This is a genomic window from Nitrospirillum bahiense, assembly GCF_007828025.1.
Taxonomy (GTDB): Bacteria; Pseudomonadota; Alphaproteobacteria; order Azospirillales; family Azospirillaceae; genus Nitrospirillum; species Nitrospirillum amazonense.
Genome location: NZ_VITO01000005.1, coordinates 220,231 through 244,523, shown reverse-complemented (window position 1 = coordinate 244,523; position 24,293 = coordinate 220,231). Strand labels below are relative to the sequence as shown.

The 24,293-nt window shown below is 67.3% G+C and carries 20 protein-coding genes; 11 read left to right on the top strand and 9 right to left on the bottom strand.

The window, feature by feature from the left end:
* Nucleotides 1-204 precede the first annotated feature (204 nt).
* Nucleotides 205-1,689 carry a hypothetical protein gene (locus FBZ88_RS09455; RefSeq protein ID WP_145616576.1) on the bottom strand — a complete coding sequence of 495 codons (1,485 nt, stop codon included), beginning with the start codon at nucleotides 1,687-1,689 and terminating at the stop codon, nucleotides 205-207.
* The gene (locus FBZ88_RS09450) at nucleotides 1,686-2,438 is read right to left on the bottom strand and encodes an ABC transporter ATP-binding protein (protein WP_145616575.1); all 753 of its coding nucleotides are present in this window, start codon (nucleotides 2,436-2,438) and stop codon (nucleotides 1,686-1,688) included. The genes FBZ88_RS09455 and FBZ88_RS09450 overlap by 4 nt, the downstream gene beginning before the upstream one ends.
* 216 nt (nucleotides 2,439-2,654) lie before the next feature.
* Here FBZ88_RS09450 and FBZ88_RS09445 point away from each other — a divergent pair, with 216 nt between their 5' ends.
* On the top strand, nucleotides 2,655-4,328 hold the full coding sequence (locus tag FBZ88_RS09445; protein ID WP_211102587.1) for an alkaline phosphatase family protein: 1,674 nt from the start codon (nucleotides 2,655-2,657) through the stop codon (nucleotides 4,326-4,328).
* Nucleotides 4,329-4,406: 78 nt separating this feature from the next.
* Here FBZ88_RS09445 and FBZ88_RS09440 read toward each other — a convergent pair whose 3' ends face one another.
* Both FBZ88_RS09440 and FBZ88_RS09435 read right to left on the bottom strand, forming a co-directional pair.
* The gene (locus FBZ88_RS09440; protein WP_145616574.1) at nucleotides 4,407-5,600 is read right to left on the bottom strand and encodes a GGDEF domain-containing protein; all 1,194 of its coding nucleotides are present in this window, start codon (nucleotides 5,598-5,600) and stop codon (nucleotides 4,407-4,409) included.
* Nucleotides 5,601-5,705: 105 nt separating this feature from the next.
* Complete coding sequence (locus FBZ88_RS09435; RefSeq protein ID WP_145616573.1) at nucleotides 5,706-6,647, bottom strand: ion channel; 942 nt, start codon at nucleotides 6,645-6,647, stop codon at nucleotides 5,706-5,708.
* A 300-nt stretch (nucleotides 6,648-6,947) separates the two neighbouring features.
* On the opposite strand from FBZ88_RS09435, the gene FBZ88_RS09430 reads away from it, so the two are divergent.
* The 4 genes from FBZ88_RS09430 to FBZ88_RS09415 all read left to right on the top strand — a co-directional run bounded on the left by FBZ88_RS09430 (nucleotide 6,948) and on the right by FBZ88_RS09415 (nucleotide 11,682).
* The gene (locus FBZ88_RS09430) at nucleotides 6,948-8,843 is read left to right on the top strand and encodes a potassium transporter Kup (protein WP_088874295.1); all 1,896 of its coding nucleotides are present in this window, start codon (nucleotides 6,948-6,950) and stop codon (nucleotides 8,841-8,843) included.
* Between the two features lie 113 nt (nucleotides 8,844-8,956).
* The gene (gene bfr / locus FBZ88_RS09425; RefSeq protein ID WP_004271553.1) at nucleotides 8,957-9,433 is read left to right on the top strand and encodes a bacterioferritin; all 477 of its coding nucleotides are present in this window, start codon (nucleotides 8,957-8,959) and stop codon (nucleotides 9,431-9,433) included.
* Between the two features lie 196 nt (nucleotides 9,434-9,629).
* Nucleotides 9,630-10,163, top strand: a complete 534-nt coding sequence (locus tag FBZ88_RS09420; RefSeq protein WP_145616572.1) for a hypothetical protein — start codon at nucleotides 9,630-9,632, stop codon at nucleotides 10,161-10,163.
* Between the two features lie 10 nt (nucleotides 10,164-10,173).
* Entirely contained in the window at nucleotides 10,174-11,682 is a 1,509-nt protein-coding gene (locus FBZ88_RS09415; protein WP_186464299.1) for a carbohydrate porin, read from the top strand.
* Between the two features lie 8 nt (nucleotides 11,683-11,690).
* Here FBZ88_RS09415 and FBZ88_RS09410 read toward each other — a convergent pair whose 3' ends face one another.
* Nucleotides 11,691-12,236, bottom strand: a complete 546-nt coding sequence (locus FBZ88_RS09410; RefSeq protein ID WP_326487089.1) for a flavin reductase family protein — start codon at nucleotides 12,234-12,236, stop codon at nucleotides 11,691-11,693.
* Nucleotides 12,237-12,345: 109 nt separating this feature from the next.
* Here FBZ88_RS09410 and FBZ88_RS09405 point away from each other — a divergent pair, with 109 nt between their 5' ends.
* On the top strand, nucleotides 12,346-13,314 hold the full coding sequence (locus FBZ88_RS09405) for a hypothetical protein (protein ID WP_211102586.1): 969 nt from the start codon (nucleotides 12,346-12,348) through the stop codon (nucleotides 13,312-13,314).
* A gap of 41 nt (nucleotides 13,315-13,355) precedes the next feature.
* Nucleotides 13,356-13,964 carry a DNA-3-methyladenine glycosylase I gene (locus tag FBZ88_RS09400; protein WP_145616570.1) on the top strand — a complete coding sequence of 203 codons (609 nt, stop codon included), beginning with the start codon at nucleotides 13,356-13,358 and terminating at the stop codon, nucleotides 13,962-13,964.
* A 61-nt stretch (nucleotides 13,965-14,025) separates the two neighbouring features.
* On the opposite strand, the gene FBZ88_RS09395 is transcribed toward FBZ88_RS09400, so the two are convergent.
* Together FBZ88_RS09395 and FBZ88_RS09390 are read right to left on the bottom strand one after the other, a co-directional pair.
* Nucleotides 14,026-14,535: a hypothetical protein gene (locus FBZ88_RS09395; protein ID WP_145616569.1), complete on the bottom strand. Its 510-nt coding sequence runs from the start codon at nucleotides 14,533-14,535 to the stop codon at nucleotides 14,026-14,028.
* 146 nt (nucleotides 14,536-14,681) lie between these two features.
* Nucleotides 14,682-15,452, bottom strand: coding sequence for an FRG domain-containing protein (locus tag FBZ88_RS09390; protein WP_145616568.1), 771 nt, complete (start codon nucleotides 15,450-15,452; stop codon nucleotides 14,682-14,684).
* 269 nt (nucleotides 15,453-15,721) lie between these two features.
* Between FBZ88_RS09390 and FBZ88_RS09385 the strand changes: the two genes are divergently transcribed.
* Complete coding sequence (locus tag FBZ88_RS09385) at nucleotides 15,722-15,922, top strand: (2Fe-2S)-binding protein (RefSeq protein WP_145616567.1); 201 nt, start codon at nucleotides 15,722-15,724, stop codon at nucleotides 15,920-15,922.
* Nucleotides 15,923-16,029: 107 nt separating this feature from the next.
* Here the strand turns inward: FBZ88_RS09385 and FBZ88_RS09380 are convergent, their stop codons facing one another.
* The gene (locus tag FBZ88_RS09380) at nucleotides 16,030-18,288 is read right to left on the bottom strand and encodes a S9 family peptidase (protein WP_186464298.1); all 2,259 of its coding nucleotides are present in this window, start codon (nucleotides 18,286-18,288) and stop codon (nucleotides 16,030-16,032) included.
* A 402-nt stretch (nucleotides 18,289-18,690) separates the two neighbouring features.
* On the opposite strand from FBZ88_RS09380, the gene FBZ88_RS09375 reads away from it, so the two are divergent.
* From FBZ88_RS09375 to FBZ88_RS09365, 3 genes are all read left to right on the top strand, one after another.
* Complete coding sequence (locus FBZ88_RS09375; protein ID WP_145616565.1) at nucleotides 18,691-19,350, top strand: response regulator transcription factor; 660 nt, start codon at nucleotides 18,691-18,693, stop codon at nucleotides 19,348-19,350.
* A 215-nt stretch (nucleotides 19,351-19,565) separates the two neighbouring features.
* Nucleotides 19,566-19,958 carry a response regulator gene (locus FBZ88_RS09370; protein WP_186464297.1) on the top strand — a complete coding sequence of 131 codons (393 nt, stop codon included), beginning with the start codon at nucleotides 19,566-19,568 and terminating at the stop codon, nucleotides 19,956-19,958.
* The gene (locus tag FBZ88_RS09365) at nucleotides 19,942-22,788 is read left to right on the top strand and encodes an ATP-binding protein (RefSeq protein ID WP_145616563.1); all 2,847 of its coding nucleotides are present in this window, start codon (nucleotides 19,942-19,944) and stop codon (nucleotides 22,786-22,788) included. Before FBZ88_RS09370 ends, FBZ88_RS09365 begins: the two co-directional genes overlap by 17 nt.
* On the opposite strand, the gene FBZ88_RS09360 is transcribed toward FBZ88_RS09365, so the two are convergent.
* Complete coding sequence (locus FBZ88_RS09360; RefSeq protein WP_145616562.1) at nucleotides 22,785-23,996, bottom strand: PAS domain-containing sensor histidine kinase; 1,212 nt, start codon at nucleotides 23,994-23,996, stop codon at nucleotides 22,785-22,787. The two genes, FBZ88_RS09365 and FBZ88_RS09360, sit on opposite strands and share 4 nt — an antisense overlap.
* Nucleotides 23,997-24,293: the final 297 nt, after the last annotated feature.

The window sequence follows — 24,293 nt, the reverse complement described above, 5'->3', positions numbered from 1 at the left end:
CATAAGGCGCGACCGCGTCCGCCGGAAGTTTCCGGGGAGCGCAGCGGACTGGAAACTGAGGATAGCCAAGGGGCGGATGCCCCGCCGGCGCCTGAGAGAATGACATAAGGCGCGACCGCGTCCGCCGGAAGTTTCCGGGGAGCGCAGCGGACTGGAAACTGAGGATAGCCAAGGGGCGGATGCCCCGCCGGCGCCTGAAGCAACTTATAAAGGCGCCCGAAGGATGGCGACCAGGCCCAGCAGTCCGCCCGCCACCAACAGGGCGAAGGGGTTGTGGTGCAGCATCAGGACGGTGGCGCCCATCCAGCCGTAGCTCATCATCATTTCCAGCAGGGTGCGGCCCACCACCTTGCCGGTGGCACCCTTGCGCGGCTTCAGCACCTGGTCCACCTCGCTTCCGCTGACCGGTTGCACCCACAGGCTGGCCACCACGGCGCAAAAGGTGGCGGCGATGCCGCAGCTGAGGATGGTCAGCGTGCCCCACAGGCTGACGCCGCCGGCCAGGGCGGCCACCACGGCCACCGCCACCAGGGGCGGCAGGCCGGCCGCCTCCACCTTGGCCTGGCGCAGGCGCTTGGGCGTGACCGGGGCGGCGTTGATCAGGTCGGCGGCCCCGTCGGCCAGGGCCAGCTTGGCCAGGGTGCCGGCCGTCAGGGCGGCCAAGGGCACCACCAGGGCGGCCAGGGTCAACGGGTCGGTTCGCCACTGGTCCTGCATGGAAATGACCAGGATGATGGCGCCGCTCATCTGCTGGAACAGCAGCAGGGGCAGTTGCGGGTGGCGGCGCATCAGCCGCCATTCCTTGCGGCGCAGCAGCGGGCCCAGGCGGTCCTGGAACTGGTGGGCCTTGGTCGGCGCCTTGGTTGCGGCTGTCGTGGCGCCGGCCGCGGCGGCGGCCGTGGCGACGAAGGTGGAACCCCAGCGGGCGGTCACGCCGGCGAAGATGCTGACGCAAGCGATGACCAGGATGGCCAGGGATAGCGGGTCGCCCAGCAGCGCGTGGCCCGGCAGCAGCACGATGGCCGCCAGCGGCCCGTGCCGCAGCCCGTCGGCGCGCGCCATCCAGTCGATATGCGGGATCAGCAGGCGGGGGATCTGCCCCGCCAGTCCCATGAGCATGCCGGTGAAGGCGGCGATGCCCTGGCCCACGACGCGGGCGCGCCGGACACCCACCCAGCGCACCAGCAACAGCGCCACCAGCAGGGCGACGCCCGTCACGGCCAGGGCCAGGGCGGGCAGGGCCACGTAGGCGGCCAGCCAGTTGGGATGGCCGAAGATGGCGCCCATGTTGGCGATGGGCAGGATCAGGGCAGCGGGAAACAGCAGGGTCCCGGCCATCACCGCCAGGGCACGAGCCGGCAGGATGACGGTGGGCGACAAGGGGGATGACAGCAGCAGGTCGTAGTCCCCCCGGGCATAGATCGTGTCCATGGCGCGGTAGATGGCCGTGCCCATCATGAAGCAGCAGGCCAGCGCCGCCACCATGGCGCCGATTGCCGGCTGCATGTCGGCCGCACCCCGGCTGGCACCCAGGGCCATGAAGGCGCCCAGGACGTGGAACAGGATCACCATGGTCAGCAGGGTGATCCAGACGCCGGGGGATGACAGTCTGATGGCCCGTGCGGCCAGGCGCAGCTCATGCCGCAGCAGCCACGCCAAGGTTCCCGGGCGCAGGGTAGCGGCGGTCATGCCGGTTCCCGCTCGGTGTTGGCCGGGGCTGCCACCAGGTCCAGGAACACGTCCTCCAGGGTGCTGTCGTCACGGCCCACCCGGCCGCGCAATTCCGCCAGCGTGCCCTCGGCCAGCAGCCGGCCGTCCTGGATGATGCCGATGCGGCTGACCAGCCGCTCGGCCACGTCCAGGATATGGGTGGTCAGGATGATCGTCGCACCTGCCCGCACCCGCTCCACCAGGATATCCTTCACCTCGCGGGCGATGGCGGCGTCCAGGCCGGTCAGCGGTTCGTCCAGGATCAGCAGGCACGGGTCGTGGATCAGGGCGCCGGCCAGGGCCGCCTTTTGCTTCATGCCCCGCGAGAAACCTTCGCACCGCTCCGCCCGGTGATCCCACAGGTCCAGGCGGTGCAGCAGTTCCTCCGCCCGCGCGCTGGCATCGGTGGCGGGCACCCCCCACAGGCCGGCCACGAATTCCAGGAACTCCAGTGGTGTCAGCTTGTCGTAGATCAGCGGCTCATCCGGCAGCCAGGCCACCTGGCGCTTAGCCGCGATGGGGTCGGCCAGGGCGTCGACGCCGAAAACGCGGACGCTGCCGGCGTCCGGCCGCAGCAGGCCCACGATCATGCGCAGCGTTGTGGTCTTGCCCGCGCCGTTGGGGCCCAGCAGGCCGTAGAACTCGCCGGGCGCGATGGTCAGATCCAGGCCCCGCACCGCCGGCCGGCTGAACGCCTTGGCCAGCCCCCGCACTTCCAACGCCGTCATGCATCCCCCAAGATGACGCCACCCCAGCATTTCCACCTTAAGTCACGCGCCCCGCGGCGACAAGCCGGGCGAAACACATGACATTTCAACGACAACGCCAGACATCTGTTGCGATCCGGCCGCCGATGGAAAACAAGGGTGCGGGCCTGCGTCGCCCGGTCGCATGGGGACCGGGCGCCAGGGCCGCCGGTCGCAAGGGGTGAGCAGGGGGATGTGATGACGCGTTGGTATTCCAGGATGGTGGCGCCCCTGATGGCGCAGGTGTGCGCCGTGGCCACCCTGATGGCCGTGCCCGCCGTTGCGGCGGATGCCGAGGCGCCGGCCCCCAAGCTGATCGTGCTGGTCTCGGTCGACCAGTTCTCCACCGACCTGTTCCAGCAATACCGCAGCCATTTCACCGGCGGCCTGCGCCGGCTGACGGAGGGGGCGGTCTTCCCCAACGGCTATCAGAGCCATGCGGCGACGGAAACCTGCCCCGGCCATTCCACGCTGATGACCGGCGACCACCCGGCCCGCACCGGCATCATCGCCAACGACTGGTACAGCTTCAAGGGCCCCCGGCCAGGCAAGATCTACTGCGCCGAGGATGAGAGCAAGGGCAGCTATAAGGCCTATGTTCCCTCCGACGTGCACCTGAAGGTGCCGACGCTGGGTGAGCGGATGAAGGCGGCCGACCCGGATGTGCGCACCGTTTCCGTCGCCGGCAAGGACCGCGCCGCCATCATGATGGGCGGCCACGCCGTGGACGAGCTGTGGTTCTGGAAGGACGGGCAGGGCTTCATCTCCTACGAAGGCCGCACCGCGCCGGCGGCCGTGGCCGCCGTGAATGAGGCCGCCATGGCCGAGATCGCCAAGCCCGCCAAAGAATATGCCGAGCCGGAATGGTGCAAAGCCATCGACATGCCGGTGGCGGTGGAGAGGAAGGACGACGTCCTGACGGTCGGCAACGGCCGTTTCGCCCGCCAGCCGGGCCCCAAGGCGGAGGCGCAGTGGCGGGCATCCCCCGCGTTCGACGCCGCCATCGTCGACCTGGCCGTCCGCCTGATCAAGGACATGAAGCTGGGCCACGGCAAGTCCGTCGACGTGCTGACCGTCGGCGCCTCAGCGACCGACTATATCGGCCACAGCTACGGCACCGAAGGGTCCGAGATGTGCATCCAGGTGGCCAACCTGGACCGTACGCTGGGCAAGCTGGTCGCCGCCCTGGACGCCACCGGGGTGGACTATGTCCTGGCCCTGTCGGCCGACCACGGCGGCAATGATATCCCCGAACGTGAGCGCCTGCGCGGCATGCCGATGGCGGCGCGCGAGGACGACGGCCTGGTGTCCGAGAACCTGGGCAAGAAGGTGGCGCCCCTGGGCGTGGATGGCGCGGAGCTGCTGTTCGGCGGTGGCAACGGCGACGTATGGGTGGGTCCGACGGTCGCCGGCACCTGGCGGACCAAGGTGCTGAACGAAACGCTGGCCCTGTACCGCGCCGACCCGCAGGTGGCGGCCGTCTACACCGCGGCGGAGGTGGCGGCCGCGCCGGCGCCGACCGGCGCCCCCGACGCGTGGAGCCTGCTGGACCGCGCACGGGCCTCGTTCGACCCCAGCCGGTCGGGTGACCTGGTGGTCTTCCTGAAGCCGCGCATCACCGCCATCCCGTCCAAGCCGGCCAGCTACATCGCCACCCACGGCAGCCCCTGGGACTATGACCGGCGCGTGCCCATCCTGTTCTGGCGCAAGGGCATCACCGGCTTCGAACAGCCGCTGTCGGTCGAGACCGTCGACATCATGCCGACGCTGGCGGCCCTGGTGGGCTTCAAGCTGGCAGCCGGTGATGTCGATGGCCGGTGCCTGGACCTGGATGGGGGGTCCGGCGACACCTGCCCGGTTGCTGCCCAGTAAGAGGGTAGCCCAGTAAAAGCGGCGGCATGGGGAACCATGCCGCCGGACGGCGGCACCGGCGCATGAGGGAACCCAAAACTAAGCCGCGCCGGCAAGGTCGGGGCGGATGAAGGGGATCAGGCAGCCGGCGACGGCGGTGTAACGATTGCGGCCGGCGCGCTTGGCGGCATACATGCGCACGTCCGACATGGCCACCAGGTCGTTCCAGTCGCGGCTGCCGTCGGACATCCGTTCCGCCAGGCCGATGCTGGCCGTCTGTGGGTTGCCGTTGGGGCGCAGGCCCAGGCCGCCGTCCGCCAGGCGGTCGATGATGGGCAGGGCGTCGGCCAGGGTGGTCGCCGGCAGGATCAGCAGGAACTCCTCCCCGCCCCAGCGCACCAGCGTGTCGCTGTCGCGCACGTTGGCGCGAATGCGGCGGGCCGCCTCGCACAGGACGGTGTCGCCAGCCTCATGGCCGTAGCGGTCGTTGACATCCTTGAACTGGTCCAGGTCGAAGAAGGCCAGCGTCAGCGGCTGGGCCAGGCGTTCGGCGTTGGCGAAGCGCACGGCCAGCAACTCGGCTCCCGCCTGCCGGGTCAGGGCCTGGGTCAGGCCATCGCGGCTGGCCTGGTCCGTCAGGGTGATCAGCAGGCGCAGCTGGCAAATGCCGGCGATCCCGGCGATGCCGGTGGTGACCAGCACGTGCCACAGGGCGTTGGCTAGGGACTCGCCCTCCAGGATCTCGGGCCAGACCGTCATGGAAAGGGCGGTGGCGCCCAGGATGGCCAGGCCGGCCAATCCGCTTTCCAGCGCCGTCAAGGGGAACAGGGCCAAGCCGGCGGCCGTGATGTAGGGCAGGTCGTTGTAGGCGGTGTTGGCAGCACCTTCGCCTAAAAAGCCCGGGGCACTGGCGCCCATCAGGCCCAGCATGAGCTGCGCGGTCAGGTAGAAGGCCAGGCTGATGCCCACCAGCAGGCCCAGCGCCGGGGCGATGCCCAGGCGGCCCCGGCGCCAGCGGGGATGGCAGGCCAGGGTCAGGAAGCAGCCGGCGCTGACCAGCCGGTCGGCGGCCAGGGCGCCCCAGGCGGGCCAGCGGAAACTCATCGCGTCCACACCCACCCAGGCCACGGTCAGGGCCGCCAGCAGCAGGGCCAACATGCGCACCCGGCCGATGATCAGGCCATGGCGTTCCCGGGCGACGGCATGGCTGTGTCCGGCCGGCGTCAGCAGCGGGCGCATGTCGTCGCCGCTGGTGAGGAAATGGGCCAGGGTCACGATCGGTTGCCGGGGCACCGGACACTCCAGCGGGGAGGGTTGCGGCGGTCCGGTGCGAAGGGATTCCGCGCCGGCTTTTACGCCTTCCGGTCTATGTATATCGGCTAGTCGTTAACGGCCGGTTTACGCGTTCATGCCAGGTTCACGTGCCCCGGCGTCCGGCTGTGGCCTGGGCAGGCGCTGCGGCTCGGTGTCATGGAAGCGGCCAAAATCCAGCAGGCGGTGGCCATCGTCGTGCACCTTGATGATGTCGACGAAGCGCTGGCCCCATAGCACGTCGCCGGCTTCGTAGGTTTTGCGGCTGTAGACCTTCTGCGAATAGTTTTCGTCGGTGCCGCTCAGCAGGACGATGAAGGTCGCGTGGCTTTGCCGCAGGGTCCATTCCGTTTGGCCGTACAGCGGGCTGCTCTCGTCGATGCGGTGGACGATGGTCCAGGACAGGGCGAACAGGGGCGACCTGGCCCGCACCAGCTTCAGCTCCTCGAACCCGCGCATCATGGTGCCCTCTTCCGTGATGCGCATGGTGCTGAACGACACGCTGGCCTCGGCCTCCAGGATCTGGTTGCCGCGCGTGTTGCCCGCCCGCAGCATCAGCACCGGGTGCCCGTCATGCTGGGTGAACAGGATGTTGCGGCTGAACAGGATCAGCGCCTTGGGACGGGAGAAGCGGGCGAAGATCAGGCCGGTGATCTGGGCCACGCCCAGCATGCCGGTGAAGGACTCGGCGGCCGCAACGCTATTGGCGTAGACGGTGTTGGGCGCCATGACGCCATAGCCCATGGTGCCCAGCGTCTGCACGCTGAAAAAGAAGGCGTCGGTGAAGGACCCGATGCGGGCGTTGGTGACGCCGCCCGGCTCCATCAGGTACAGGCCGGCGAAAATCAGGTTGGCGATCAGGTAGATGGCCAGGGCCAGGCCGAAGAATCCACCCCAGGAGATGCTGAGCAGGAAGTGGTAGGGATCCTGCCAGCGCAAGGCCGGCACCCCCTTCAGGGTGGCGAAGGGGCGGCCGTCGACGGTGATGCGGCGTTGGTGCAGGCGGGCCAGTCGGCGATGGGGCGGCACGGGCTAAAAACCGTTTGTTCAGCGGGGGTTGCAGGGCTTCCGCCACCATAGCCCAAGCGACGAGAAATGTCGTTTTTTCAAGCGCCGGACGGACCCGCCCCATGTTGCACCTGCGATGTCATGGTTGACTGCGGTCGTAATCCGTCCCAGGGTGGTGGCGTGGTCGATCCGGCCGCTTTGCCACCGATGTCGTGTTTCAACTGTCGTTTCGTTGCTATCGGATACCTATCTCTTTTAGCTATGTGCCCCGACCGGTCCCAGAACACGTCATCCTAACGCAGTCCACGCCGATCCCCACCGATGCAATCCAGCCACTCTAGCGACCAGCACGACGCCGGTCGCCGCCACTGGGCCCTGACCCTCGGGGCTTTGGGTGTCGTCTACGGCGACATCGGCACCAGCCCCCTCTACACCATGCACACGGCGTTCGACCCTGCCATCACGGGCATGCCGCTGAACGAGGCCAACATCTTCGGCTTCCTGTCGATGGTGGTGTGGTCGCTGGTGCTGGTGGTGACGCTGAAGTACGTCGTCCTGATCCTGCGCGCCGACAACAAGGGCGAGGGCGGCATCCTCTCCCTCTCCACCCTTGCGCTCAGCGGCAAGGACCGGTCGCGCTCGCAACGCCGGCTGATGACCGTGCTGGCCATGCTGGGCCTGGCGCTGTTCTACGGCGACGGCATGATCACCCCGGCCGTGTCCGTGCTGTCGGCGGTGGAGGGGCTGGAGATTTCCGCCCCCGACGTGCAGCATTGGGTGGTGCCCATCACCGTGGTCATCCTGGTGGGGCTGTTCCTGATCCAGAGTGGCGGCACCAATACGGTCGGCCGGCTGTTCGGGCCGGTGATGTGCTTCTGGTTCGCCTGCCTGGGCGCCATGGGCGTCGTCCACATCCTTCAGGTTCCCCATGTGCTGAAGGCGCTGGATCCGCGCTACGCCCTGGATTTGGCCTTCAACCACGGCTGGTCGGTGTTCTACATCCTGGGCGCCGCCGTCCTGTCCTTCACCGGTGGCGAGGCGCTTTACGCCGACATGGGCCACTTCGGCCGCCGGCCCATTCGCCATGCCTGGGTGGCCGTGGTCTTCCCGGCGCTGGTGCTGAACTATTTTGGCCAGGGCGCCCTGCTGCTCAGCAAGCCCGAGGCCATCGACAATCCCTTCTTCCTGCTGGTGCCGGAATTCCTGCTGCTGCCCCTGGTGGTGCTGTCCACGGCGGCGACCATCATCGCCAGCCAGGCCGTCATTTCCGGCGTGTTCTCCCTGACCCGCCAGGCGGTGCAGCTGGGCTACATGCCCCGCATGGAAATCCGCCACACCTCGGAAAGCGAGATCGGCCAGGTCTATGTGCCGCGCATCAACTGGGCCCTGCTGGTGGCCGTGGTGGCGCTGGTCATCATGTTCGGCAGTTCCGCCAAGCTGACCGATGCCTACGGCCTGGCGGTGACGGGCAGCATGGCCATCACCACCATCATGGCGCTGTTCACCGCCCGCGACGTGTGGGGGTGGAGCCGGCCGCGCGCCGCCATCGTCTTCGGCTTCTTCCTGTTCATCGACTTCAGCTTCCTGACCGCCAACTGCCTGAAGATCCCCCAGGGCGGCTGGCTGCCCCTGACGGTGGGCTTGGGCGTGTTCGTTCTGGTCTCCACCTGGCGGCTGGGCCGCAAGGTGCTGTACGACCGCATCTATCGCGACGCCTTGCCCATGTCGCTGTTCCTGGAACGGGCGGACCGCACGCCGGTGCGCGTGGCCGGCACCGCCGTGTTCATGACCGGCAGCGTCGATAAGGTGCCACACGCCCTGCTGCACAACCTGAAGCACAACAAGGTGCTGCACGAGCGCGTGGTGCTGATGCGGGTGCTGACGGAAGAGGTGCCGTGGGTGACGCGGGAACGCCGTGTGTCGATGGAAAAGCTGGGCAAGGGCTTCTTCTCCGTCACCGCCCATTTCGGCTTCATGGAACAGCCCAACGTGCCGCGCGCCCTGGCCGAGTGCCGCCCGCTGGGCCTGGCCATCGATTTGGCGGAGACCTCGTTCTTCCTGGGGCGCGAGACCCTGGTGCCGTCCAGCCGCTCCGACCTCACCCGCTGGCAGGAGCAGGTCTTCATCGCCCTGTCGGCCACGGCCTTGTCCGCAACGACATTTTTCGACATTCCGCCCAATCGCGTGGTGGAATTGGGGACCCAAGTCGAAGTTTAATCCGTCCCTGGTACCGTCTGCCGCGCGCCGCTGGACGCTTTTGCAAGCGCCGCGCGGCAGACGGTGTCGTGGTCCGGTTTCGGAATGGGCCCCGCCTATAAGGAGAATAAGTGATGAAGGGCGATCCGCAGGTCATCGTTCACCTGAACAAGATCCTCACCAACGAGCTGACCGCCATCAACCAGTACTTCCTGCATGCCCGCATGCTGAAGAACTGGGGCCTGATGCGCCTGGCCAAGAAGGTCTATGAGGAATCCATCGGCGAGATGAAGCACGCCGACAAGTTGATCGAGCGCATCCTGTTCCTGGAGGGCCTGCCCAACCTGCAGGACCTGCTGAAGCTGAAGATCGGCGAGGATGTGCCGGAGATGTTCGAGGGCGACCTGTCCATCGAGCGGCACAACCGCACCTGCCTGCAGGACGCCATGACCTACGCCGAATCGGTGCGCGACTTCCAGAGCAAGGAGATCCTGCGGGAAATCCTGGAAGACACCGAAGAGCACATTGACTGGCTGGAAACCCAGCAGGACCTGATCCAGCGCGTGGGCCTGCAGAACTACCAGCAGGAGCAGATGGGGTCGGAGTCGTAAGACGCCGCTCCGTCGCGCACGGAATTTGGGGGAAGGCCGGACGCGTCATGCGCCCGGCCTTTCTTATGGGCGCGTTCCACATAAGCCGGGCCCGCCGGCTTCGTTGTCGTTTTATGACAACGATGGGTTGCGGCGGCGCCGGGCGCTGGCGTCTGCTATCTCAATCGCCATCCTGGATGTTTGCCGAGATGCCGTGATGCCGCCCCGTCTGCCGTCCGTCCCCCTGCCGCCGCCGTCCCGCCGGGGCGTGGTGCTGGGCATGGCGGCTGCGGCGCTGGCCGGCCGGGCGTTCCCCGCCCTGGCCGAGGGCGGCGTCCTGGCGGTGACGGCTGTCGGCGACCTGCCGGGCTTCCTGCCGCGGGAGGTGGCGCCGTTCCTGGCCATCGTGATGAACACCGCCGGCAGGAACACGCCCGGCGGCGGGCAATCATTCGCCGCCGCCGGTGCCGCCCCGCCGGACGGCGCGGCGTCCGATCGTGTCGAATGGACCTTCCGCGCCAACCCCTATGCGGCCGGCGCCTCGCGCAGCGTGGGGCCGCCCCGCTCCGCCGCTGGCCGGCTGTTCGGCACCCACCGCCTGATCTCGGTGGAACTGCGGCTCTATCGCGGGGGCCGCTACCAGGCCCAGGTCTTCGGCCAGGTGGAGGTGCAGGGCGGGCGGCGGGACGCCGACCTGCAGACCTTCGTCAGCGACATGACGCGGCGCATCCTCGATGCCGCGGCACAGTAGGGGGACGGGGATGCGGATGGTCGGCCACGCCCTTTTCCGGACCACGCTGGCCCTGGCCACGGCCCTGGCCTCTGTGCCCGCCCGGGCGCAGCAGGCGGCGGACCAGCCCGGCTCCCTACAGGCCCCGGCGCCCCAACCGACCTCGACCCAGCCGGCCTCGACCCAGCCGCCGGCGTCGCAGCCGGGCGCCGATGGCCCTGCCGAGGCGCCCGGGCCGGATGGGTTCGCCCCGCCTGGCTTCTGGGACCGCGACGGCCTGACGGGTAACTGGGGCGGCCTGCGCGGCCGGCTGGCGGACAACGGCCTGGCCCTGAACCTGGTCTATGTGGGCGAGGTGTTCGGCCTGACCCAGGGTGGGGTGAAGCGCGACACGGTGGGCGATGGCCGGTTCGAGGCGACGGTGGAGCTGGACGCCCAGACGGCCTTCGACTGGCACGGCCTGCTGTTCCACGCCACCGCCTACGGCATCCACGGCCACGGGCTCAGCCGCTGCTGCCTGCAGAACATCGCCACCGTCAGCAATATCGAGGCGCTGCCCGGCCCCCGCCTGTTCACCCTGTGGGCGCAGCAGGCCCTGTGGGACGGCCAGGTCTCCCTGCGCGTGGGCCAGCTGGCGGCGGATGACGAGTTCGTCACCAGCCGCGGGTCCGCCCTGTTCGTGAACGGCACCTTTGGCTGGCAGGCCATCACCGGCGCCGACCTGCCGGGTGGCGGCCCCGCCTATCCCCTGGCGACGCCGGGCGCCCGCGTCCAGGTCTCCGCCACGCCGGAGCTGACGGTCCTGGGCGCCGTCTTCTCCGGCAACCCGGCCGGCAGCGCCGTGGGCGAGGCCCAGGCCCAGGACCCCAGCGGCACCACCTTCAGCTTCTCCGGCGATGTCTTCACCATCGTGGAGGCGCAGTACCAGCCGGCGGATCTGGGCGCCGTGTGGGGGGAAGGCGGACAGGCGCCGGTGTTCAAGCTGGGCGCCTGGTTCCACGGCGGCCCCTTCAGCGATGAGCACCACGCCGCCAGCGGCCAGACCCTGGCCGACCCAAGCTCCGGCGGTGTGCCGGCGACCCGCCAGAACGACTGGGGCGTCTATGGCGTGGCCGACGTGCCGCTGTGGCACACGGGCGACAAGCCGGACGGGGGCCTGGCCGCCTTCCTGCGTCTGGCGGGCGCGCCCGCCGACCGCAACCTTATCGCCTTCTATGCCGATGGCGGGCTGACCTGGAAAGGCCTGCTGCCCGCCCGGGCCGACGACACCGCCGGCTTGGCCGTGGCCTATGCCCAGATCGGCTCCGCCGCCGCCGGCCTGGACCAGGACTACCGCCACTACGGCCGGCCCTATTATCCGGTGCGGGACCATGAGCTGCTGGTGGAGCTCAGCTACCAGGCCGTGGTGGCCGGCTGGGCCACGCTGCAGCCCAATGTGCAGTATGTCGCGCACCCCGGCGGCAACGTCCTGGTGCCCGGCCGCACCACCCCGGTGGGCGACGGCTTGGTGCTGGGCCTGCGCACCAGCGTGCGCCTGTAGGCTGATCGCTAAAGCCCGCCGGGCAGCTTGGACCGCATCATCTCCTTCCGGTCCAGCACGGGTCCATCGATGATGAAGGTGCCGTCGCCCACGGCATGCAACATGCGGCGCTCCTCCCGCGCGTTGTCGATATGGGCGGCAACGCCCTCCAGCACGATGATGCCGTGCGGGTCGACGATGTCGATGACGCGGCACTCGATGTTGGCCAGGCATTCCGGGATCAAGGGGGCCCGGACATGCCGGGCCAGTGCCCGGCTCAGGCCGAATTTCGCGAACTTGTCGGTATCCCGGCCGGTGCAGGTGCCGATACCGATGGCGGTGTCGATCAGGTCGGCCGTGGGGATGGACAGCACGCATTCCTTGGTGCCGACCAGGGCGGCATAGGAATAATTCCAGGGGCCGGTGGTGATGGCGAACGTCGGGGAGAAATCCAGCACCATGGTCCAGGTGATGGTCATCACGTTGTCCTTGTGGCCGTCATGGGTGGTGACCAGCACCACGGGCCCCGGCTCGATCAGGGTGAATGCCCGGCTGAGCGGTAGAACCTCCATCATCCCCTCCATTCCGCCAGGCCGGCGGTAGGCCCGCGCGGCCTGATACGGCTATACTCCCACCCAGCGGGCCGAACGCCAAGGCGGCGGCCGAAGCGAATGGGAAGAGAGGGTGGGAAGCGTGGGCCTGGCGCGGATGGGAACGGTGTTGCTGCTCGGCGCCCTGGTCCTGGGGCTGGCGCCGGCCCGGGCGGACGATGCCCCGGAGGTTCCCGCCTGGCTGGCCGCCCATGTCGGGGAGGGGGAGGGCCAGATCGCGCCCCTGGTCCTGGCCCGGGCGCAGGCGCTCTACCGGCGCAAGGTGGCGGAGGGCGCGGTGCGCAACCCCTGCTACTTCGCCATGGACGCGACGCGGCCCAACACCGCCGAGGACGGCGGGCCCGGCCGCCGCTTCTATGTGATCTGCGAGGCGGCACGGACCTTTCAGGCCATCCCCGCCGGCCACGGCGCCGGCCGGCGCCTTGACGGCCTGGCCGACTTCACCAATGGGCGGGAGTGCGCCAAAAACTTCGGCAACGCCCAGGATTCGGAACTGACCGCCGGCGGCGCCTATGTCACGGCCGAGATCAAGGACAGCTTCAAGGGCTATTACCGCGCGGCCGGCGGCGGCGACCTGCCCCTGGTGCGGTCCTTCGTGCAGTTCGAGGGGGAGGGTGACGCCGCCAACGCCCGCCTGCGCGCCATCGGCGGCCATGCCGCCCTGACCCTGAAGGGTTTCTGCCGGCGCCGGGCCCCGCACGACCCCCACGCTGATGACGGCGGCTATGTCCTCCAGGGCACGCTGGTGGACTACACCAGCGGCCGCAGCAACGGCTGCACCAGCTGGTCGCCCGCCGATGCCGCCGCCCTCGTGGCTTCGGTGAAGGACGCGCCCACCACCCTGTACCTCTATCCCGAAGCCGCCGACATCGATGCCGTGGCCCATGGCGAGGCGGGCGCCTACTGGAACGCCGCCTGCCTGCGGGCCATCGGCTCCCCCGTCTATTGGCCGCAGGGGGCGCTGGCGCCGCTGATCGCCCAGTACCGCCGCGACCATCCCCCCCCGCCGCCCCGGCCCATCCCCCTCTGCGCCGCGCCGTGAGGCGCCCCGACCCTGTCTTTGCCGAAAGGAGCCCCACGTCAATGAGCCTCACGACATCCGCGCCCGACGGCCGCCCCCGCTGTGGCTGGTGCGCGGCGGCGCCGGAGTTCCTGCACTACCACGACCACGAATGGGGCTTCCCCGTGGGGGATGACCGCCGGCTGTTTGAGAAGCTGAGCCTTGAAGGCTTCCAGTCGGGCCTCAGCTGGCGCACCATCCTGGCCAAGCGCGAGAACTTCCGCGCCGCCTTCCACGGCTTCGACTTCAACCGCGTCGCCACCTTCACCGAGGCCGACGTCGCCCGCTTGCTGCGGGACGAGGGCATCATCCGCCATCGCGGCAAGATCGAGGCCGTCATCAACAACGCCGCCCGCGCCCAGGACCTGGTGCGCCAGGAGGGCTCGCTGGCCGCCTATCTCTGGCGTTTCGAACCTAGGCCGGAGGACTGCGCCCCACCCCAGACCGTCTCCATCTCCCCCGCCTCCATCGCCCTATCCAAGGACCTGAAGAAACGCGGCTGGAAATTCGTCGGCCCCACCACCGTCTTCGCCTTCATGCAGGCCATGGGGCTGATCAACGACCACGCCGAGGGCTGTGTGGTGCGGGAAGAGGCAGAGCGGGCGCGGGCGGGGTTCAGGCGGCCTGGGTAAGGGGCGTCTAACCGCTGGGCGCGGCTAACGCTGACGATGCACGGGTGGCTTGTCCGGGGCGCTATTGTTGGCTTAGTTCACTGAGCTGTCTTCCGTCCCACAAATGAAACTCAAAACTTTCGCTCGTGTAGTTATGTGCCGCAAAAAGAATAGCATTCTCATAAGGGGGATTGATGCTGTTAATAGATCTCTCAAATAACTCTAGATAATATGAAACGTCAGCCATTGCTCGACTTTGGAAAATGAGTACGGATAGGAATGCCTTGGAGACAAGCAACTTGTTAAGGTCAACCCGAAGGTTGAGCATGTCAGTCTGCCATTCTGACTCCACGGCCAGTACTAATCTAGAAAGTATTATCTCTTCGAAATTGTCGTAGTCAAGCCAAGCGACATCAAACATCCATCCATAGTGGCCGGTGTGGGCCACAGTATATTTGAACTCATCCTGGACAATTTGGCGCAGGTGGTGATTGATGGCGGAGGTCCATTCTTTATTTCCAGAAAATCCGTGACCGGTTTCATTAATTTCTTTAAGGCAGTGAGAAATTCTACGTGCAAGGAATTTTTCCATCGTGGTTCCTCGTCATCTGAGCAAAGGGCGACTAAGCGATAAAATATTCTTTCCGATCCGGGATTCGGAAATCTCTCCGCCCGCTACCCACTGCGAGTCATTTGGCTGATCAATGGTTAGGTGGAGGAAGGAGGCATTGGCGATGGTTAGCTTTGGCCGCTCAGGCGCCTCAACGTTACTCGGACTTCCGCTGCTGTCGCATTGCCTTCCAGTCCGGGATAAACCCTTGCATGGGTGAGGCCCATCGCTTCCAGTTCTGACATCGCGATACGTAAATCTCGGACAGGAATATGGTACTTTTTTAGCTGAACCTCGTCAGCGCCAAATTTATTCACATATTCTTCAAGGGTATCGTCAGCAGTACGAAGGTATGTGAATCGACCAAATTGATTTCTAATTCTTTGATTCCAGAGCGCGCGCACTTTTACTATTTCACAACCATTCTCTCTATTCCAAACTTTGCTCTCTGAATCCAAAACCCAAACTGCAACATACTTTTCTAAATTGATGCCCTGGCGAACGTGGCCACTGAAAGCGAAGAATGCGGCAACATATGGGCTTTCGCTCCAGTCCAATAAGCGAGTTGGCAAGCCGTGATGTTGAGCAAGGCCAAGCATGGCCATCGTATCCTGCCACAGTGTTTCTGGTATTTCTTCAAATTCGCATTCTGATTTAAATTCTTCAAACAAACTGTCAGCACTTATATTCTTTTCACTTTTTTTTCCTCTATACCATCTATCGAAAGAAGTGCTTAGCTTCCATGAGTCAGAGCCTTGCCCCCGGAAAAGAAATTTACCCTTTTCGAAATTACCATCACTGAACTGATCTGATATGATTCGTGATTTGAAGTCATTCCAGCTTCCGCAGTCAATTTTCTCGACATTATTAATTTTCCCCTGTGAGTCATCTTGGTTCATTACCTAATTTCCCTTCTTGTCGTAATTTACGATAATCTCCATAATAGAATATTATGTTAAATATAGCCTATTATGGCTTAACTATTCAAGTCTTGCTTTGGGGCTGTGGACTAAATAGGGCGCGAGAACGCCCCTTCAGTCAGGTCACCCAACTCGGTCCTAAAACGCACCCCACCCATACGCGAATGCCTCGCAGAATCATCCTTGCCTCTGCGAACGCCTCTCACTATCTTATCCCCCAGATCAGCCTCTGGGTGGATGCCTGCGCCATGTACGTCTGCGTCTGTAACGCCATCAACTGCCGTACCGTCCGCACCCATATCGGGGCGGGGGCGCAGAGCGTGGGGGCGGTGTTCAAGGCCCAGGGGTGTTCGCCCCGCTGCGGCAAATGCTTCGACACCATGCGTGAGATGATCCAGGAAGGTCAGCCGGCCAACGTGTCCGAACCTGTGCTGCGCGCGGCGGAGTAAGCGGGCTTCACGCTTCCGCCTCTTCAGCAAGACGCCTCAAAGGAAAAGCCACCGACCCGGCTGGATCGGTGGCTTTGTCGTTTCCGGGGCTGTGCGCCGGGGCGGCCTTACGGCGTTCCGGCCTGCGGGGCGCCACCCGCCGTTACGGCACCGGTGCTGCCGGCCGGCCGCAGGGTGCGGTCGAAGAAGTCCAGCATGGTGTTGTAGCGGTGGATGTTGGCGTAGGTGTCGTAGAAGCCGTGGCGCTGGCCCGGATAGGTCATCAGGTCGAACTGCGTCTCCTGCTGCTGCAGGGCGCGCAGCAGCTTGGTGGTGTTGTCGAAGAAGACGTTGTCGTCGGCCATGCCGTGGATGACCATCAGGCGGCCCTTGATGTTCTTCAAATCCTTGAAGACGCTGGAGTCCTCATAGGCCGTACCGTCCTTGGGATCGCCCAGGTAGCGCTCGGTATAGGCGGTGTCGTAGAGGCGCCAGTCGGTCACCGGCGCGCCGGCGGCGCCGGCGGCGAAGACGCCCGGGGCGCGGGTCAGCATGATGATGGTCATGAAGCCGCCGTGGCTGTGGCCGAAGAAGCCCAGGTGCTGGCCGTCCACGAAGGGCAGGGACTTCAGGTAGTTGGCGCCCTTCACCTGGTCCGCCACCTCCACCGAGCCGAAGTGGTGGTATGTCGCCGACAGGAAGGCCTGGCCCCGGTGCGGCGTGCCCCGGTTGTCCAGCACCATGACGACGTAGCCGTTGCGCGCCAGCACTTGGGTGAAGCCCGTCTGGGCGTCGCCCCAGGCGTGGGTCACCAGGGCCGCCGCCGGGCCGCCATAGGCGTTGACGATGGCGGGATACTTCCTGCCGCTGGCTTTCGCCGCCTCTCGGGCCCCCGGCGGCACCAGCATCATGTAGTGCAGGTCGCTGCCGTCATCGGCCTTCAGCACGCCGTATTCCGGCTGGATCTCCCCGGCCAGGTAGGGCGCGAAGGGATGGCTGTCGTCCAGCTTGTTCTCGATCAGCCAGGTCACGCGGTTGCCCTTGGCGTCCTCCACCGACAACTGCGGCGGCTGGTGCGGGCCGGAATAGCTGTGCAGCCAGTTGCCCCCCTTGGCCGCCATGACGGCGCCGTGCCAGCCGTCCGCGGTGGTCAGGGCCTTCACGTCGCCCTTGGCCAGGCCCACGGAATAGACGTGGTGGTCCAGCGGCCCCTCGCGGAAGCCGGTGAAGAAGACGCGGGCCGCCGCCTCATCCACCCCGGCCACGGCGTCCACCATCCAGTCGCCCTTGGTCAGGGCGCGGCAGTTGGCGGCCTCATGGTCGCAGAGGTAGAGGTGCTTGAAGCCCGTGCGCTCCGACGCCCACAGGATCTTGCCGTTGGCCAGCGCCCGCAGATCCTCGTGCAGGTTCAGGAAGGTCTTGCTCTCTTCCGTCAGCAGGGTGCGCACGGCGCCGGTGGCGGGGTTCACGGCCAAGAGGTCCAGGCGCTTCTGGTCCCGGCTCAGGCGCTGTACCAGCGCTTCCGAGCCGTCGCGGCGCCAGTCCACGCGCGCCAGGTAATAGCCGGCGGGGTCGCCCAGGTTGACGCTGGCGACCTTGCCGGTGCCGGCGTCCATGACCTGCAGCGTCACCTTGGCGTTGGGGCCGCCGGCGAAGGGATAGCGCTGCGGCACCACCGTCACGCCCTCGGCGCCGTAGTCATAGCGACTGACCAACGGCACGTCGGACTCGTCCACCCGGGTATAGGCGATGTAGCGGGCGCCGGGCGACCACCAATAGCCGGTGTTGCGTTTCAGCTCCTCCTGCGCCACGAACTCCGCTGTGCCGTAGGACAGGGTGCCGGCGCCGTCGTGAGTCAGGGCGCGTTCCTGGCCCTGGACCAGGTCATAGACATAAAGGTTGTTGCCGCGCACATAGGTCACCAGCTTGCCGCCGGGGGCGAAGCGGGCGTCAATGGCGGCGTCCTTGGTGGCGGCGCTGTCGGTGATGCGCTTCGGGCTGCCGCCCAGGGGCATGACAAAGACGTCGCCCGCCATGGGGAACAGCAGGGTGCGCCCCTCATCATCCCAGCCATAGTCGACGATGCCGGTATCGCGGATGCGCTGGCGCTCGCGGCGGCCGCGCTCCTCCTCGCTTTCCTTGGCGCTGAACTGGTTGCTGTCGACCAGCAGGCGGTCGGTGCCGGCCTTGATGTCATAGGCCCACAGATCGGTCTTGTTGGCGTCGTCGGCCTTGGCCTTCAGGTAGGTGACCAGGGTGCCGTCGGGGGAGAATTTCACGCCGCGCGCCCGGGGGCCGTTCAGCGCCGGGCTGCCCAGCATGCGCTCCACCGTCAGGGCGGGCCCGGACCCCGCCGGGGCATCGGCCGCCAGGACGGGCGTCGTCATCAGCGCACCCGCCAGAACCGTTCCTGCCAGAACCTTTCCCGGCAAAACCTTTCCTGCCAGAATGTGACGCCAAGCCCCCATCGCCGCGCCGCCGCGGCCGGCGCGCCCCACCATTCCCATATCGACCTCCCAAGGCGGCGCGCCATTGCAGGCCGGCGCCGCTGGTTTAGACCCAAGCTGCCCGGCACCGTATCTGATGCGGCGGACAAATGTAAACGGGAGGCCTGTGGGCGGCGCCGGTGGCGGCTGGCACCCTGTGCCAAAGCGTTGTTTTGAAATTGTTGTTTTGGGCGGGGCGCGGGCGGATGATGGCCCGCAAGAACGGCGCCGCGCAACGGACGCCACCGTTGGGGGATCGTGGGGGCGGAGGGGGATGCCGTGGAACGTGCCGCGAATAGGCCGATGCGGGTGTTGGTCGCCGACGACCACCCCATGTATCGCGACGCGCTGGAGCTTTACCTGACGCGGGACTGGCCGCAGGCCAGCCTGACCGCCGTCGGCTCGCTGGAGGAACTGGACGCCCTGGCGCAGCAGCCGGAGGGGCAGGACTTCGACCTGGTGGTCATGGATTGGCAACTGCCGGGGGGCGAGGGCGGCGCCGGGATGGACCGCCTGGACGCCGCCGGCATCGACGCGCCGGTGGCGGTGGTCACGGGACATGATGACGCCGCCATCGCGCGCGAGGCGCTGACCCGCGGCGCCTGCGCCTTCCTGCCCAAGACGCTGTCCAGCGTGGCCCTGGTGCAGATGCTGAAGGTGGTGGCGGTGGGCGGCAGCGTGGTACCGGCGGACGTGGCCCTGCGCATGGCGGGGGCCCTGCCGGCCGCCCTGGGCGGTTCCGGCGCCGCGTCCGACAGCGGCGGCCTGCTGACGGAGCGGGAGTGCCAGGTGCTGGAGCATCTGGCCGGCGGCGCCACCAACAAGGAGATCGGCCGGGTGCTGGACCTGCAGGAGGTGACGATCAAGCTGCACACCCGCCGCATCCTGCGCAAGCTGGGCGCCAAGAACCGGGTGGAGGCGGTGACGCGGGCACGCGATCTTGGCCTCTTGGGTGGGCCTTAAAGCCTTGGCAATGAAGGAAACGCAGGGGCGGTTGGCGCCGGGCGCGGGGCATGGCGACCATGCAGGGTTGTGGGATAGCGTCGCGCTATCCCTCGCTATCCCTATTCCCCGGACCGATAGCCTTCGGGGCAGGTGCGGGTGGGAAACGGTTGCGGTCATATGCGATCCACAACCTGAACCCCCAATTCCTGTTCATCGCCCGAAAGCCTATCCCAATGAGCGCCATCCTGATCGTCGACGACAACCCGTATTTCCGCGACTATCTGTGCGAGGCGGTTCGGCGCCTGGGATACGCCCCCATCATGGCCGCCTCGGCCCGCGAGGGCCTGTCCGTGCTGGCCTCCCAACCGGTGCGTGCCGTCATTTCGGATCTGCTGATGCCGCAGATGGATGGATTGGAATTAGCCCGGGCGATCCGGTCGCGGCACCCCCGCATGCCCCTGCTGATCCTCAGCGACGGGCCGGAGGCCATCACCGCGCCCTGTCTGCGCGCGGCGCAGCTGATCTACGGGGCCGCCGTTTCCGAAAAGAGCAGTGGCGGTCTCGGCACGATGTTGGCCGACTTCCTGGCCCAGCCGGGGAAGGAGGCGTGTGAGCCTGCCGCCTGACGCCCCTTCCGCGCGGGCCCCGCTCGCGCAGGGCAGCATCACCACCCGCCTGCTGCTGATCCTGGTGCCGCTGGTCCTGCTGGCGGCCGCCGGCACGGCCTTCGTGGCCGTCCGCACCAGCCGCGCGGTGGTGGAACGGTTCGCGGTGGATTACGGCCAGGACCTGGCCAACAAGCAGGCGGGCGAGATCGCCGCCATCACCCGGGAAAAGATCGCCTTCGTCGAAGGCTTGGCCCGCCAGGTGGAAAGCATGGTCGCCACGGGCACCAGCGACCGGCGGCTGGTGGCCAAGTATATCGAGCGCACGGCGGTGGCCCACCCCAACATGGTGGGCTTCTGGTTCCTGGCGGAGCCGGACTTCATGGGCCCGGACCAGGCATTCAAGGGTGGCGACCCCACCCTGGGCCTGCCGGAAAGCGGGCGTTTCGCCACCTATTACGTGGCTGATGGCCAGGGTGGCGTGAAGGCCAGCGAAATCCGCCCCGACTTCTATCATGACGAATATTACACCCGCCCGGCCCAGTCCCGGGTGCGCCAGGCCATCCCGCCCTACCTCTACACGGTGCTGGGCCGCCCCGTCTGGATGATTTCCTACACCATTCCCGTGATCGTGGCCGGGCGCCTGATCGGCGTGGCCGGCACCGACCTGTCGCTGGAGGCGCGGGCGCAGGAATTGGACAGCCGCCGGCCCCTGGGCGGCAACATCTACATGATCAACCGCGAGGCCAACTGGACCTACCATCCCGACCACGCCCTGTTGGCCACCAAGGCCACGGTGGGTGAGGGGGCGCAGTTCCAGTTGAGCGCGGATGAACTAGCCCAGGTGTTGAAGGTCCAGCCCTATGAGGTGGAGCGGCTGGACAAGAACGGCCTGCGCATCCGCCGCTATGCCGTGCCCATGGTGTTCTTCGCGGGCGACAGCCGCCGCCTGCTGCTGCTGGACGTGCCGGTGCAGGGCTTGAGCGCGCCTTTCGCCGGCATCGGCACCACCATCATGCTGGCCGCCCTGGCGGCGGGGCTGCTGATCAGCCTGGTGCTGGTGGCCGCCGTGCGCGCCATTATCGGCGTGCCGCTGGCGCGCATGGCGCGGACCATCGATCTGCTGGACGGGGGTGGGCCGGTGGCCGTGCCCGACACCGGGCGCAACGACGAGATCGGCGGCATCGCCCGCGCGCTGGACCGCTTCCGCGGCACGTTGGCGGAGCGTGACCGCCTGCGCGCCCAGGTGGACGAGCGGACGACGGCGCTGGAGCGCATGCTGGCCGGCGTGGGCGCCGCCAAGGACGCCATCGTGCTGTTCGACCGGGACGACACCGTGCTGTACGCCAACCCCGCGGCCATATCCCTGCTGGGCGCGCCGGACGAGGCGGCGGTGGTGGGCCGGTACTGGCGCGATCTGCTGACCCCGGAAGCCGCCGCCCTGTCGGAAGAAGGGCGCCAGCGCCGCCGCGCCGACCTCATGTCCACCGGCTACGCCCACATGGTGAGCGAGACGTGGGAGAGCATCTGGGGCCGCACCATGGAGGCGTACGAGACGACGTTGAGCCTGCGGCCCAACGGCGACATCGTGATGGTGCTGCGCGACGTCTCCGCCGCCCGCCGGGTGGCGCGCGAGCGCGAGGAATTGCAGCGCCAGGTCCTGCAGCAGGACAAGATGGAGGCCATCGGCCGGCTGGCCGGCGGGGTGGCGCACGACTTCAACAACCTGCTGGGCGCCATGCTGGGCTATGTCGAGTTCCTGCTGGACGACCTGGATCCGCAGGACAAGGCCCATAGCTATGTCGCCCGCATCAACGCCGTGGGCAAGCGCGCCAAGGAGCTGGTGGGGCAGATCCTGACCTTCGCCCGATCGGACAAGGGGGAACTGCAGGCCGTGTCCCCCGTGGCGGTGCTGGAGGACGCGCGGGGCATCCTGCGCTCCGCCGTGCCGGCCACGACGGAGATGAGCTTCCAGATCGCGGGCTCGGTGCCCAATGTGCGCGCCAATCCCACCCAGCTGGTCCAGGTGCTGATGAACCTGGTGATCAACGCTCACGACGCCCGCCGGGGTGAGGGCGGGCGCATCCGTATCCGCCTGTTCCCGGGCCCCGCGCCCGACGATGCGCGGGTAAGGGAAGGGAGATGGACCGAGCATGAGGCCCTGCCCTTCGACAAGGCCCGCCCGCATGTGGTGCTGGAGGTGGAGGACGAGGGCCACGGCATGACCATGGAGGTCATGACCCGCCTGTTCGAACCCTTCTTCACGACCAAGGGCAAGGGCCGGGGCACCGGCCTGGGGATGCCCGTGGTCTACGGCATCGTCCGCGCCCATGGCGGCGGCATGACGGTGATGTCGGCGGAGGGGGAGGGGGCGTTGCTGCGTGTCCTGCTGCCGGTGGGTGGCCCGGGCACCGTGACGGCCCCTATGCTGGCGCCCGCGGCCGTGAAGGCGGCACCGCACCGTCGCCTGCGCATCCTGGTGGTGGATGATGCGGCGGAGATGGGCGACATGCTGCTGGAAGGCCTGTCGCGCCGGGGGCATGAGGTCGCCATCTGCGAAACCCCGGCCGAAGCGCTGGAGGTGTTCGAGGAGAATCCGCTGGCCTTCGACGCCGTCGTCAGCGACCAGACCATGCCCGGCATGACCGGCATGGCTCTCATCGCCCTGCTGAAGACCCGCCGGCCCGATCTGCCCTGCGTGCTCTACACCGGTTACAGCGAGCGGTCGGACGAGAAGGCGGTGCTGGCCGGCGGCGCCGACGCCTTTTTCCTGAAGCCGGTGGTGGTGGAGCGCCTGGCCGCGAAGGTGGAGGCGCTGTGCGCCGCCCGGCCGGGGCCGCAGGGAGTCTAACGCGCCGCCGGCGTCGGCAAGTGCAAGGTGGCGACGGTCCCGTTCAGCAGGGAACTGGCCAGATCCAGGTGGCCGCCCAACATGCTGGCGATGCTCTGCGCGATGGGCAGACCCAGCCCCAGGCCCTGCTGACGCGCGCGCGCCTGCAGGATGACGCTGCCGAAAGGCACGGCGGCGGCCTGCAACTCCTCCGGCGACATGCCTCGGCCCTGGTCGATGACCCGCAGGGTCACACCCTCCCGCCGCTGGCCGATTTCCACCACCACCGCCTGGTCGGGCGGGGAGTAGGTCAGCGCATTGGTCAGCAGTTCGGTCAGGGCGCGGTTCAGCAGATTGCCGTCGATCTCCAGCACGCAGGGCGCCGTCGTTTCCGCGTCGTGCCGGACCCGCACGCGCTTGTCCCGCCCACCGCCGAACTGACGGACCAGACGGGTGACGAAGGGCTCCAGCTCGATCAGCTGCAGCTCGCTGGCGATGGACCCCGACGCCAGGCGGGTATAGTCCAGCAAGCGGTTGATGGTGCGCAGCAGCCGGTTGCCGGCGCTGGTGATCTCACGCAGATAGTCGTCGCGCTCCGCCACTTCTTCCTGGTCCAGCTGGCCGATCAGGTCGCCAAAGCCGAGGATGGCGTGCAGCGGCGTGCGCAACTCATGGGTCACCAGGCCCAGGAAACGCTCCTTCGCCTCGTTGGCGCGCTGGGCCTTTTCATTGGCGGCACGCAGGGCCTGCTCCGCCTCCTTGCGGGTGGTGATCTCCTCCACCGTGCCTTCGTAGTAAAGGGGCTGGCCGTTGGCATCGCGCACCTCGCGGCAGGTCTCGGAAATCCAGATGATGGTGCCGTCGCGGCGGCGGATGCGGGACTCAAAGCCCTGGACCACGCCACGTGCCCGCATCTCCGCCACGAAGGCCTCGCGACGGCCGGCGTCGACATAAAGCTGCACGCCGATGTCGGTCAAGGTACCCAGCATGTCCTCGCGGCTGTCATAGCCGTACAACCGGGCCAGCGCCGGGTTGGCATCCAGGTAGCGGCCGTCGACGGTGGTCTGGAACAGGCCCCAGGGCGCCTGCTCGAACAGGCGGCGGTAGCGGTCCTCGGGATTGGCGGCGTCGGCTTCCGCGGGTGCTGCCTCCTGAACCGCGGCGACCATCTGGATGGGAGCTTCGGGGAGGACGGGCGTGTCCAGCGCGGCCGGGGTGGGAACCGTCATGGCGGGTGGGGGCTCGATAGCCAAGGGTACCGGCAAACCTGTCAGCAAACACGCCTCCGCGCGCGACCCCTCATCGGGTCCAATACGGACATTCAAGTACGGACATCACGGACCTGATGTCCCCGTCCGGCGTCCTTGGGCATCCCGCAGGATGCACAGAGGGTAGGAGCGCACGAGGGTACCCACGTCCACAAGTAGCCAGATCAAAAATACGAAAACAATACGGACGCCGGCTTTGCCAGCGTCGGACCCCATTCGTTTTTAATCATGAGGGACGGGCGGCCCCAGGGAACCGCC